The organism is Candidatus Brevundimonas phytovorans, from assembly GCA_029203145.1.
Taxonomy (GTDB): domain Bacteria; phylum Pseudomonadota; class Alphaproteobacteria; order Caulobacterales; family Caulobacteraceae; genus Brevundimonas; species Brevundimonas phytovorans.
The window spans coordinates 149,519-160,481 of sequence record CP119309.1 but is presented as its reverse complement, the minus strand read 5'-3'; the positions used below and the strand labels follow the sequence as shown (position 1 = coordinate 160,481).

The 10,963-nt window shown below is 67.8% G+C and carries 14 protein-coding genes and 1 tRNA gene; 12 read left to right on the top strand and 3 right to left on the bottom strand.

The annotated features are described in order from the left end of the window. Positions 1–56: 56 nt before the first annotated feature. The 3 genes from P0Y52_00800 to P0Y52_00790 are packed head-to-tail and all read right to left on the bottom strand — an operon-like array spanning position 57 to position 1,815. On the bottom strand, positions 57–647 hold the full coding sequence (locus P0Y52_00800; protein ID WEK58108.1) for a demethoxyubiquinone hydroxylase family protein: 591 nt from the start codon (positions 645–647) through the stop codon (positions 57–59). Between the two features lie 10 nt (positions 648–657). Continuing rightward, the gene (locus tag P0Y52_00795; protein ID WEK58107.1) at positions 658–1,197 is read right to left on the bottom strand and encodes a disulfide bond formation protein B; all 540 of its coding nucleotides are present in this window, start codon (positions 1,195–1,197) and stop codon (positions 658–660) included. Between the two features lie 36 nt (positions 1,198–1,233). Continuing rightward, complete coding sequence (locus tag P0Y52_00790) at positions 1,234–1,815, bottom strand: DedA family protein (GenBank protein ID WEK58106.1); 582 nt, start codon at positions 1,813–1,815, stop codon at positions 1,234–1,236. Between the two features lie 191 nt (positions 1,816–2,006). On the opposite strand from P0Y52_00790, the gene hppD reads away from it, so the two are divergent. The 12 genes from hppD (at position 2,007) to P0Y52_00730 (ending at position 10,962) form a co-directional block, all read left to right on the top strand. Further along, positions 2,007–3,095: a 4-hydroxyphenylpyruvate dioxygenase gene (gene hppD, locus P0Y52_00785; GenBank protein WEK58105.1), complete on the top strand. Its 1,089-nt coding sequence runs from the start codon at positions 2,007–2,009 to the stop codon at positions 3,093–3,095. Next, positions 3,096–3,281 carry a hypothetical protein gene (locus P0Y52_00780; GenBank protein ID WEK58104.1) on the top strand — a complete coding sequence of 62 codons (186 nt, stop codon included), beginning with the start codon at positions 3,096–3,098 and terminating at the stop codon, positions 3,279–3,281. It abuts the gene before it with no gap. Between the two features lie 154 nt (positions 3,282–3,435). Beyond that, the gene (locus P0Y52_00775; protein WEK58103.1) at positions 3,436–4,533 is read left to right on the top strand and encodes an isoaspartyl peptidase/L-asparaginase; all 1,098 of its coding nucleotides are present in this window, start codon (positions 3,436–3,438) and stop codon (positions 4,531–4,533) included. Next, positions 4,530–4,898, top strand: coding sequence for a cupin domain-containing protein (locus P0Y52_00770; protein WEK58102.1), 369 nt, complete (start codon positions 4,530–4,532; stop codon positions 4,896–4,898). Before P0Y52_00775 ends, P0Y52_00770 begins: the two co-directional genes overlap by 4 nt. A 10-nt stretch (positions 4,899–4,908) precedes the next feature. Next, entirely contained in the window at positions 4,909–5,379 is a 471-nt protein-coding gene (locus P0Y52_00765) for an isoprenylcysteine carboxylmethyltransferase family protein (GenBank protein WEK58101.1), read from the top strand. Continuing rightward, positions 5,370–5,660 (top strand): hypothetical protein, encoded by a 291-nt coding sequence (locus tag P0Y52_00760; GenBank protein WEK58100.1) that lies wholly within the window; start codon positions 5,370–5,372, stop codon positions 5,658–5,660. Before P0Y52_00765 ends, P0Y52_00760 begins: the two co-directional genes overlap by 10 nt. A gap of 67 nt (positions 5,661–5,727) precedes the next feature. Further along, entirely contained in the window at positions 5,728–6,735 is a 1,008-nt protein-coding gene (locus P0Y52_00755) for a fumarylacetoacetate hydrolase family protein (GenBank protein ID WEK58099.1), read from the top strand. Between the two features lie 62 nt (positions 6,736–6,797). After that, positions 6,798–7,319, top strand: coding sequence for a DUF1453 family protein (locus P0Y52_00750; protein WEK58098.1), 522 nt, complete (start codon positions 6,798–6,800; stop codon positions 7,317–7,319). Beyond that, positions 7,316–8,161, top strand: a complete 846-nt coding sequence (locus P0Y52_00745; GenBank protein WEK58097.1) for a hypothetical protein — start codon at positions 7,316–7,318, stop codon at positions 8,159–8,161. The genes P0Y52_00750 and P0Y52_00745 overlap by 4 nt, the downstream gene beginning before the upstream one ends. 61 nt (positions 8,162–8,222) lie before the next feature. Beyond that, positions 8,223–8,307, top strand: a tRNA-Leu gene (locus P0Y52_00740). A gap of 400 nt (positions 8,308–8,707) precedes the next feature. Then, the gene (locus P0Y52_00735; GenBank protein ID WEK58096.1) at positions 8,708–9,271 is read left to right on the top strand and encodes a TetR family transcriptional regulator; all 564 of its coding nucleotides are present in this window, start codon (positions 8,708–8,710) and stop codon (positions 9,269–9,271) included. Further along, positions 9,268–10,962 (top strand): MFS transporter, encoded by a 1,695-nt coding sequence (locus P0Y52_00730; GenBank protein ID WEK58095.1) that lies wholly within the window; start codon positions 9,268–9,270, stop codon positions 10,960–10,962. The genes P0Y52_00735 and P0Y52_00730 overlap by 4 nt, the downstream gene beginning before the upstream one ends. Position 10,963: the final 1 nt, after the last annotated feature.

Genomic DNA, 10,963 nt, shown 5'->3' with positions numbered 1-10,963 from the left:
CCTCCCCACCCGGTCGCTTCGCGACCACCCTCCCCCAAGTGGGAGGGAGAGGCAGGTCAGATCCGCTCGCTGATCTTGATGGCGGCCTTGCAGCCGACCTTGATGACGCTCGACAGCAGGCGATAGGCCGGGGCCTCGCGGCTGCCGTGTTCGATGGCGTGGTCGTGGTGGGCCAGTTCCTCTTCGCGGAACTTCGTCAGCTCTGCGGCCAGTTCGGGGTCGCGGTCGCGGACCTCCTCGATCTGATCGGCGTAGTGTTTTTCGATGACGCTCTCGACCGCCTCGGTGCAGGCGTGGGCGGCTTTCTCCGAGATCAGGGCGGTGCCGGCGCCGAGCGCCGTGGCGGCCAGTTTCCACAGCGGGATCATGGCCGTGGGGCGCACCCGGTTCTCGGTCAGCAGGGCCTCGAACCGGGCCAGATGGACGGCCTCATGCCCCTCCATCTCGGTCAGGTCGGCGGCGATGGCGGACTTGCCCTTGCGCCCTTCCAGCACGGCGCGCTGGGCGCGGTAGATGTGGACGGCGGCGAACTCTCCCGCGTGGTCGACGCGCAGCATCTCGGCCATGCGGGCGCGGGTCTGGCCCACGCCGGGGCGCGGCAGGGGGATGCGGCGGGCGGCGGCGACGGTGTCGGATGCCTCGGTCATGGTCTGTCTTCTACACCTTCGGGGCGCGCGCGTCCTTGGGACGTTTCGCCGCCAGCAGACTGAAGATAGCCAGCGCCAGCGAGATCAGGAAGTTCCAGCCGGCCATCGAAATCCCGAGCAGGCTCAAGGCCACGTCGCCGCAGCCGATGATGGGTTTGATCTCGGCGGTGCCGTCGGCCAGGGCGTTCAGGGCGCTGAGGTCGATGGCGGTCGAGGGCGCGGCCGAACAGGTGGCCGGCAAGGCCCACCAGTGCAGTTCGCCGCCCGCATGGAAGCCGGCCGTGATCGCCCCGGTGAAGAAGACGGCGGCCAGCAGGAAGGAGGCGATGCGCGGCGTGCCCCGGCTGGCGCGGCTGAACACGGCCCAGAAGGTGGCGGCCCCGGCGATGGCCACCGCAGCCCAATAGACCTCGCGCTGCTTGAGGCAGAGGTTGCACGGCGCCAGGCCCCCGAACCGCTCGAAGGCATGGGCCGCGCCCAGCATGGCCAGGGAGGCCGCCAGGGCATAGGCGGTCCACCAGCGGGTCAGTCGTTGATACAGGCGCGTCATGGCGCCTTTCTTAGACGCAGCCGGGGCCGGCGTCGATCAGTGTCCGACAAGCTTGACCGCAAAGACGGCGCCGACCAGCAGAACCAGGAAAAGCACGGTGAACAGGGCCAGGCGTTTCTCGATGATCGCCAGCATGGGCTCGCCCCAGCGCTTCAGCACAAAGGCCACCAGGAAGAAGCGGGCGCCGCGCGTGACGACGCACAGGGCCATGAACAGCGCCAGATTGAACTGGAAGATGCCCGAGGCGATGGTGATCAGCTTGAACGGGATCGGGGTCAGCCCCTTGATCAGGATGACCCAGGCCCCGTGCTGCTGAAACAGGGCCTTGGAGGCTTCAAACGTGTCGGCCTTGCCCAGCACGGCCAGCATCCACAAGCCGACCGGCTCCAGAAAATAGCCGATGGCGTAGCCCAGCAGGGCGCCCAGCACCGAGGCGACCGTGCAGACCAGGGCGTAGAAATAGGCGCGCTCGGGCTTGGCCAGCACCATGGGCGCCAGCATGACGTCGGGCGGAATGGGGAAGAAGGAGCTTTCCGCGAAGGAGACGATCGCCAGCGACCGGGTCGCGTGACGGTGGCGGGCCAGGGAGAAGACCCAGTCATAGAGCTTGCGAAGCATACAGGCGTCCCGATTGAGCCTGCGGCTCTAGCAGGCTGAACGGCCGCGCGCATCCGTTGATCGGCGGCTGCGACACTGCAACGTGTCCTGTTTCGGATCAGCCCCGCCTTGCGCCCGACGGGGGGCGCCCATTAGGTTCCGCCCCAATCGGCGGCAGCAGCCGCCACTAAAATATTGAGAGGAGACGCGTCATGCAGGACGCCGCCGCCAAACTCGACCAGGAAAACCCGCTGGGCGTGGACGGTTTCGAATTCGTCGAATTCACCGGCCCCGAGCCCGAGGCCATGATCGCCCGGCTGGAGCTGATGGGCTTCACCCCCACCCATGTGAACCCGACCACCGACGCGGTGCGCCTGAAACAGGGCGACATCACCATGCTGGTCAACCGCACGCCCAAGGGCCAGGCGGCGGACTTCGCCAGGGACCACGGCCCCTCGGCCAACGGCATGGCCTTCCGCGTCGCCGACGCCAAGGCCGCCTATGAGGGCGCGCTGGAACGCGGCGCGGTCAAGGCCGAGGGCGTCAACGGCGGCGCTCTGGGGAACGACTATCCCTACATCCTGCAAGGCATCGGCGGTTCGCTGCTCTATGTCATCGACCAGTACGGCGAGCAGGGTTCGCTCTATGACGCCTGGGACGAGATCGAGGGCTGGGAAGAGGCCGAGCGCAAGAACTCCATGGGCCTCGAGATCCTCGACCACCTGACCCACAACGTGCGTCGCGGCGAGATGCGCACCTGGTCGGGCTTCTATGGTTCGGTCTTCAACTTCGAAGAGCAGAAGTATTTCGACATCAAGGGCAAGGCGACCGGCCTGTTCTCGCAGGCCATGATCGCGCCCGACCGCGCCATCCGCATCCCGCTGAACGAGAGCCAGGACGACAACTCGCAGATCGAGGAGTTCCTGCGCCGCTATAACGGCGAGGGCATCCAGCACATCGCCCTGACCACCGACAACATCTTCGAGACGGTCGAGGCCATGAAGGCCCGCGGCGTGGCCTTCCAGGACACGATCGAGACCTATTTCGAGCTGATCGACAAGCGCCTGCCCAACCATGGCGAGGACGTGGAGCGGATGCGCAAGAACCGCATCCTGATCGACGGTTCCGACGAGGAAGGCCTGCTGCTGCAGATCTTCACCCAGGACACCTTTGGCCCGATCTTCTTCGAAATCATCCAGCGCAAGGGCAATGAAGGCTTCGGCAACGGCAACTTCCAGGCCCTGTTCGACTCCATCGAGCTGGACCAGATCCGTCGCGGCGTCATCAAGGTCGACGCCTGAATGAAGATGCGGCCGCCGCACTGGCTGCCCTGGCTCGGCCCGCTTCTGGCGGCCGGGGCCGGGGCGCTGGCCGGGGAATACTGGCTGGGGGGAGGCTTCTGGATGGTGCTGTTCGCGGCCCTGTTCTGCGGCTTCGCCCCCATCCTGGGCTATCGCGTCTGGAAGAGACTGCATCACCGGCGCTGATGATTTCCTCCCCATTTTATGGGGAGGGGGACCGCATAGCGGTGGAGGGGGCAGCGCGAACCTTCGCCGCCTGAGTCGCCCCCTCCGTCACGGCGCTTGCGCGCCGCGCCACCTCCCCATCAAATGGGGAGGAAAGAAAATGGGGGAACCGACCATGAAGACATCCATCCTGAGCGCCGTCGCAGCCCTGAGCCTTCTGGCCACGGCCGCCCACGCCGACGACGCCCCCAAGTGGTCGCTGGCCATCCACGGCGGCGCGGGCGTGATCGAGCGCGCCGAGCTGTCGCCGGAACGCGACGCCGCCTATCGCGCGGGCCTGCAGGCCGCGCTGGACGCCGGTTCGGCGGTGCTGGCCAGGGGCGGCTCGGCGCTCGATGCGGTTCAGGCCGCGGTCGAGACCCTGGAGGAAAACCCCCTGTTCAACGCCGGGCGCGGCGCGGTCTTCACCGCCGCCGGCAAGAACGAACTGGACTCCGCCGTGATGAACGGCGTCGACCGTACCGCCGGGGCCGTGGCCGGCCTGACCCGCACCCGCCATCCGATCGCGGCGGCCCGCGCGGTGATGGAACGCTCGCCCCACGTCATGATGATCGGCGAGGGCGCCGACAGCTTCGCCGCCTCGGTCGGTCTGGAACAGGTCGACCCCAGCTTCTTCTTCACCGAAAGCCGCTGGCAGGCCCTGCTGATCGCTCTGCGCGAGGCCGGCCAGCCCCTGCCCCCGCGCCCGGCGGGCGCCCCGCCTGAGCCCGGCACGCTGGGCAAGCCGGTTCCCCTGGCCTCGCTCCCCGACTTCCCCTTGAACGAAGCCCCGCTGAACGAGCGCAAGTTCGGCACCGTCGGCGCCGTGGCTCTGGACAGCCAGGGCCGTCTGGCGGCGGGCACCTCGACCGGCGGCATGACCGCCAAGCGCTGGGGCCGGGTCGGCGACGTGCCGATCATCGGCGCCGGCACCTATGCCTCCAACGCCGACGGCTGCGCCGTCTCGGCCACCGGCTCGGGCGAATACTTCATCCGCGCCACCGTGGCCCGCGACATCTGCCAGCGCACCTCCACGGGCATGGGGGTTCAGGCCGCCGCTGACGCCGAGATCGCCGACGTCGGCTCCATCGGCGGCGACGGCGGCGTCATCGTCATGGGCAAGGACGGCACGGTCGCCTTCTCGATGAACACCTCGGGCATGTATCGCGGTAGCGTCTCGTCCAGCGCCGCCCCCCGCGTCGCGATCTACGCCGACGAAGACGCCCCGCGATGACCGGCGAGGTCGTCGATCTGAAGCAGAAGTTCGGCGGCTTTTCCGACCACTGGCGGCCGCGCGTCGCGGCGCAACTGAACGGGCAGGACGTGCGGCTGGTCAAGGTTCAGGGGGTCTTCCCCTGGCACAGCCACGCCGACGCCGAGGAGATGTTCCTGGTCTGGAAGGGCCGGTTCCGGGTCGAGTTCCGCGACCGCATCGAGACCCTGGAGCCCGGCCAGTTCATCGTCGTGCCGCGCGGCGTCGAACACCGCACCGCCGCCGACGAGGAGGCCGAGGTGATGATCTTCGAGCCCTCGGAGGTCATCAACACCGGCGACGCCCCGCCCTCGGACTTCACCGCGCCGCCCGGCCAGACGATATGATCCAGACCCTATGACGAACCGCGACCATCCCGGCGTTCTCGCCCCGCCGCCGCTGATCTACCTCGGCTTCCTGCTGGCCGGGTATGGCGTCGGCCAGCTGGTCAGCGAGCCGTCGCTGGGTCTGAACGTCGATCTGCGGCGCGGCCTGGCCTTTGTTCTGGTGATCGGCGGTCTGCTGCTGGACGGGATTGCGGCGCGGACCTTCCGTCGTCTGGGCACCCCGCCCGAGCCGTGGAAGCCGACCACGGCGCTGGCGACCGGCGGCCTCTATCGCTACAGCCGCAACCCCATCTATGTCGGCTTCGCCATCACCTACGCCGGGTTCGCCCTGGCCATGGACAGTCCGGTCGCCCTGGCCCTGCTGGTCCCCTGTCTGATGGTCGTCGACCGCTTCGTCATTCAGCGTGAAGAGCGCTATCTGAGCGCCAAGTTCGGTCCTGAGTATCAAGCCTATCAAGGAAAGGTCCGCCGATGGCTGTGACCCCCAACCGTCCCGCCCCGCACGCCGACGAACTGTCGGAAATGGCCATCGAGGAGCTGGACGCGGCCTGCGGCCTGCACTGGGTCGAGATGAAGGCCATCACCCCTTGGGGCGACACCTATGAAGGCACGGCCCCGTCGGGCCGCGCGGTCGAGATCGAGCGCCGCTATCTGTGGTCTCACGAGCCCGCCGGGGCCATCACCGTCGAGGTCGAGGTGCGCGACCCGGCCCTGCGCACCGGGGCCGAGGCCCGCGCCGTGATTTCACCCCCGAATAGTTGATCGAACGGCGGCTTTACGACCGTCGAGACCGCTTCCCAACCGTCCCGCCTCGGACTAGCTTCGCCCTATGAAACTCGCCTCGCTCAAGCACGGCCGTGACGGCCGCCTCGTCGTCGTCTCCAGGGACCTGAACTGGTTCACGGACGCCTTCCTGATTGCGCCCACGCTGCAGGCGGCGCTGGATGACTGGGACCGCTGCGAGCCGCTGTTGCGGGCCCTGGCCGAGAGCCTGGAGCACGAAGCCGTGCCGCGCGGCCGCTTCCGCGAACACGAAGCCGCCGCCCCCCTGCCCCGCGCCTATCAGTGGGCCGACGGCTCGGCCTATGTGAACCACGTCGAACTGGTGCGCAAAGCCCGCAACGCCGAGATGCCGGCGACCTTCTGGACCGACCCGCTGATGTATCAGGGCGGCTCCGACCAGTTCATGGGCGCGCGCGACGCCATCCCTCTGGCGGACGAGGCCTGGGGCTGCGACCTGGAGGCCGAGATCGTGGTCGTGACCGGCGACGTGGCCCAGGGCGCGACCCGCGAAGAAGCCCTGGCCGCGATCCGTCTGGTCGGCCTGGTCAACGACGTGTCCCTGCGCAACCTGATCCCCGGCGAACTGGCCAAGGGCTTCGGCTTCGTCCAGTCCAAGCCGGCCAGCGCCCTGTCGCCGGTCTTCGTCACGCCGGATGCGCTGGGCGATCGCTGGAAGGACGGCAAGCTGTCGGGCGAACTGTCGGTGCAACTGAACGGCGCCGACTTCGGCCGCGCCGACGCGGGCGTCGACATGACCTTCGACTTCGGCGTCCTGATCGCCCATCTGGCCAAGACCCGCGCCCTGATCGCCGGCTCGATCATCGGCTCGGGCACAGTGTCCAACAAGGGCGCCGACGGCGGTCCCGGCAAGCCGGTGGCGGAGGGCGGTCTGGGCTATTCCTGCATCGCCGAGGTCCGCACCGTCGAGACCATCCTGACCGGCGAGGCCAAGACGCCCTTCCTCAAGCACGGCGACACCGTCCGCATCGAGATGCTGGACGACGGGCGCCACACCATCTTCGGCGCCATCGAACAGACGGTCGCCCCGGCCTGATCTCCGCTTTTCGAGCGCCGTCAGCCGCGATAGGCTGACGGCGTTCGGAGGGGGAGTTCCGCATGTCGCCGCAAACCATGGGTCCGCTGATCGGCATCGGCGTGGCCCTGATCATCATCCTGCTGCGCAACCGGCGCAAACGGACCCTGCGGCCGCATCTGCTGTGGGTCATGCCCCTGTTGGTCACTGTGGCGATCGGCTTTGGCCTGTGGGCCAACACCCAGCACCCGCAGTTCGGCCCCCTGGCCTGGCTTGCCTTCATCGCCGCCCTCGCCTTGGGCGGCGTCGCCGGCTGGTGGCGCGGCAAGACCATCACCATCGAAAAGGAACCCGACGGTTCGCTGAAGGCCCAGGCCTCGCCGCTCGGCCTGATCCTGGTCGTCGGCCTGTTCGCCGCCCGCGCGGGCCTGCGCGAAGTGATGCAGGTCAACGGCGCCGCCTGGCATCTGGACGCGGTCGTCGTCACCGACGCCTTCATGATCTTCGCTATCGGACTGATCATCACTCAGCGCGTCGAAATCTACATCCGCGCCCGCCGCGTTCTGGCCGGCGGAACCGACAGCCATGTCGAGGTCGCAGCATGAAATCCGCACTGATACTGGCCACAGCCCTGGCCTACGCCGTTCCGGCCATGTCCCCCGCCCAAGCCCAGGAAGCGGGCCAGAACACGGGCCAAGAGGCCGCCGCCGACTGGGATATGACGCGTGATCCCGACAAGAAGCTGAGCATCGCCCATACGGTGTTCGACAATGGCGTGGGCATCGGCGCGCGCTGCCTGAACGGCTCGTTTCAGGTCCTGATCAGCGGGCTGCCGCCTGCGACCGGCGCGACTCGCCAATTGAGGATCGCCTTTGGGGACGACGATTTCGACGAGCAGCGATGGAACGTGGCCGAGAACCCTGAAGTCGCCATCAGCGACAGGCCCAGCCCGCTGGCGCGCGACATGCGCGAAGGCGGCAAGATGCAGATCATTGTGGCGGGCGGCGCCGAAGGCGGTCGGAACCTGCGCTATGTTCTGGACCTGCCGGCGTCCAGCGCAGCGATCGACGAAACCCTGCAGGCCTGTAATCGCCCCCTGGTCGATCCCCGCGACGCGGAGCTCGACGCCCTGGGCGATGACGGTCTGCCGATGAACATCGAGTGGGCCCAGGAACCACAACCGGCCTACCCCCAGGGGCGGACCTATGTGCGCGGCTTCGCCACTGTGAGTTGCCTCACCCAGCCCGACGGTCGTGTGCGCGACTGCGTGGTTGAGACGGAACACCCGATCGACGGCGGCTTCGGCCGGGCGGCGATTGACGCGACCCGACGCGCCCGCCTGAAGAGCAAGGACGGCGGCGAGGTGCCGCTGGGCATGATCCAGTTCCGCACCAACTTCATGATGGATTCGTCCGCGTCAACGGGAAGCCGCCTGCGATCCAATTAAGGTCAGGGTTGCGATTGACCCGACGAATTCCGCCGCTAGATTGCGCGCCTCCCAGACCTGTGCCGGTGTGGTGGAATTGGTAGACGCGCTGGATTCAAAATCCTGTTCCGAGAGGAGTGCCGGTTCGAGCCCGGCCACCGGCACCATCTGTGATTTCGACGCCTGACCGGTTGCAGCCGACGATCAACGCGGCCTTGTATGCGTCGGCACAGCCCCGTGGATTTATGCGCCGTATTGTTTTGATCGCCGTCACAGCCGCCCTTCTGAGCGGCTGCACCTCACTCACGTACAACTGCAACGTCGAAAACAGCTGCCCAGCCGCGGCCCCCGGCGCTGGCGCTGGCGCCCGCTAGCCTTCAGCGGGCTGCACGAACCTTCTTCGCGCCCTCCCCTCCGGACATCGTCATCGACCTGGAACGCAGCCTTAGCCGTTCTGGCGCATTCCGCTGGTCGAGGAGGATTGTCGCGCGCCGCTATAGGCTGAAACAAAGAATGAATTCGATCTGACTTGATTAAGCGGACACAAGTGTCCACTTGGCGATCTTCATGACCCGTCCCCTGCGAAAAGACGCCGCCGAACGACGCGAGGCCCTGCTGGAAGCGGCGGCCGAGGCCTTTGCGCGCGACGGGCTGGAGACGCCGCTGCACCTGATCGCCGAGCAGGCGGGCGTGGGGCGGGCCACCCTCTATCGCAACTTCGCCGACCGGTCCGAGCTGGCCCTGGCGGTCTTTGTTGGACAGATCGACGACCTGCACGAACGCACCCAGGCGCGGCTGGACGATCCCGAGGTCTTCCTGTGGTTCCTGGGGCAGATGGTCGAGCTGATGATCCAGAGCGCAGGCTTGGCCAGCGCCATCCGCGACCTCAAGGACGAGGCCCTGGCGCCGATCCGCAGCGGGCTGAAGCGCGCGGGCGCCGAGGCCTTGGCGGTGTCGCAGGCGGCGGGACGGGTGCGACCTGACCTGAGCGTCGAGGACACCCGCGTTCTGGCCCTGATGCTGGGCGCGCCTTCGCGCACCGTCGGCGCGGCGGACCGGGATCAGCTGAGCCGCCGCGCGCTGGAACTGGTGCTGGACGCGGTCCGGCCGCGGGCGGAAGTCCGGGCATGAGCCGCCGCGACTGGAACCTGCCCTGGGAAGACTATCTGGCGACGCTGAAGCCGCATGAGCGGCCGGCCCTGCCCGGCTCGCCCGCCACCCCCGACCACTCGACGCCGATACGCTGGGCCTACGCCGCCGTCGGCGTTCTGGTCGCCCTGACCGGCAGCCTGGGCAATGCGGCGGTGACGGCCAATATCCCGCAACTGGCCGGATCTCTGGGCGTGACCATCGCCGAGGCCACCTGGCTGCCGGTCATCTTCGTCATGACCAACGCCTGCATGAACCTGCTGCTGGTCAAGTTCCGCATGCAGTACGGCCTGCGGCTGTTCACCGAGATCATCCTGATGATCTTCCTGGCGACGGCGGCGGCCCACCTCTTTCTCGAGGACTATGGTTCGACCCTGGTGGTGCGCGGCATCGCCGGGATGGCGGCGGCGGGCATGTCGACCCTGGGCATTCTCTACATCATCCAGGCCTTCCCGGCGCAGCACCGGCTGAAGGGCATCATCATCGGCGTCGGCCTCTCCAGCCTGGCCATTCCCCTGGCGCGGCTAGGGATCGGTCCGCTGCTGGACCATGACCTGTGGCGAGCGGTCTATATGTTCGACCTCGGCCTGGTGCTGATCGCCCTGCCCGCCGTCTTCGCCCTGAAGATGCCGCCGGCTCAACGGGTCAAGACCTTCGAGAAGCTGGACTTCGTCACCTTCGCCCTGTTCGCGCCGGGCATCGCCCTGCTGACCGCCGTCCTGGGACTGGGACGGATCGTCTGGTGGACCGAGGCCCCCTGGATCGGGCTGGCCCTGGTCGGCGCCCTGATCCTGCTGACCGCCGCCGTGGTGATCGAATACAACCGCGCCAATCCGCTGATCGACCTGAAATGGCTGGCGGGCGGCGACATCATCAGGCTGACCCTGGCCATCCTGCTGGTGCGGATCGTCCTGTCGGAACAGACGACGGGCGCGGTCGGCTTCCTGCAGCAGATGGGGCTGGGCAACGACCAGATGCACGGCCTGTTCTGGGTCATGCTGCTGGCCACGGCGGCCGGCACCTTGACCAGCGCCTTCACCCTGAACCCGATGAAGCTGTGGAAGCCCATCTCCATCGCGCTCGGCCTGATCGCGGTCGGCGCCTTCATGGACAGTCACGCGACCGTGCTGACGCGCCCCGTGAACCTCTATTTCAGCCAGGCCCTCCTGGCCTTCGCCGCCGCCTTCTTCATTGGGCCGACCATGATCATCGGCTTCGGCAAGGTGTTGCAGGGCGGGGGCAAGAACCTGATCAGCTTCATCGTGGTGTTTTCGATCGGCCAGAACATCGGCGGCCTGATGGGCTCGGCCCTGATCGGCACCATCCAGACGATCCGCGAGAAATACCATTCCAACCAGTTGAGCGAGAGCATCAACCTGGGCGATCCCGACGTGGTGCTGCGCCTGCAACAGCTGGGCGGAGCCTACGCCCACACTATCGGGGACGCGGCCCAGAGGCAGGCCCAGGCTCTGAAGCTGCTGCAACAGCAGGTCAGCCAGCAGGCCCAGGTCCTGGCCTACAACGACGTCTTCCTGCTGATCTCGGGCGCCGCCGCCATCGGCGCCGTCTGGGTCGCCGTCAACCATTTCCGCCCCCGTATCGAGGCGCGCCGCGCCGCCAACCGTCAGGCGGCCCAAGCCGCCGCAGCCGCCGCCTCCGCAGCTGTCGAATGAC

Excerpts from the sequence above, each read along its gene's own strand:
- P0Y52_00730 (WEK58095.1), top strand. The coding sequence starts at position 9,268 with ATGAGCCGCCGCGACTGGAACCTGCCCTGGGAAGACTATCTGGCGACG.
- P0Y52_00795 (WEK58107.1), bottom strand. The coding sequence starts at position 1,197 with ATGACGCGCCTGTATCAACGACTGACCCGCTGGTGGACCGCCTATGCC.
- P0Y52_00750 (WEK58098.1), top strand. The coding sequence starts at position 6,798 with ATGTCGCCGCAAACCATGGGTCCGCTGATCGGCATCGGCGTGGCCCTG.
- P0Y52_00770 (WEK58102.1), top strand. The coding sequence starts at position 4,530 with ATGACCGGCGAGGTCGTCGATCTGAAGCAGAAGTTCGGCGGCTTTTCC.
- P0Y52_00780 (WEK58104.1), top strand. The coding sequence starts at position 3,096 with ATGAAGATGCGGCCGCCGCACTGGCTGCCCTGGCTCGGCCCGCTTCTG.
- P0Y52_00775 (WEK58103.1), top strand. The coding sequence starts at position 3,436 with ATGAAGACATCCATCCTGAGCGCCGTCGCAGCCCTGAGCCTTCTGGCC.
- P0Y52_00745 (WEK58097.1), top strand. The coding sequence starts at position 7,316 with ATGAAATCCGCACTGATACTGGCCACAGCCCTGGCCTACGCCGTTCCG.
- hppD (WEK58105.1), top strand. The coding sequence starts at position 2,007 with ATGCAGGACGCCGCCGCCAAACTCGACCAGGAAAACCCGCTGGGCGTG.
- P0Y52_00755 (WEK58099.1), top strand. The coding sequence starts at position 5,728 with ATGAAACTCGCCTCGCTCAAGCACGGCCGTGACGGCCGCCTCGTCGTC.
- P0Y52_00765 (WEK58101.1), top strand. The coding sequence starts at position 4,909 with ATGACGAACCGCGACCATCCCGGCGTTCTCGCCCCGCCGCCGCTGATC.
- P0Y52_00800 (WEK58108.1), bottom strand. The coding sequence starts at position 647 with ATGACCGAGGCATCCGACACCGTCGCCGCCGCCCGCCGCATCCCCCTG.
- P0Y52_00790 (WEK58106.1), bottom strand. The coding sequence starts at position 1,815 with ATGCTTCGCAAGCTCTATGACTGGGTCTTCTCCCTGGCCCGCCACCGT.
- P0Y52_00735 (WEK58096.1), top strand. The coding sequence starts at position 8,708 with ATGACCCGTCCCCTGCGAAAAGACGCCGCCGAACGACGCGAGGCCCTG.
- P0Y52_00760 (WEK58100.1), top strand. The coding sequence starts at position 5,370 with ATGGCTGTGACCCCCAACCGTCCCGCCCCGCACGCCGACGAACTGTCG.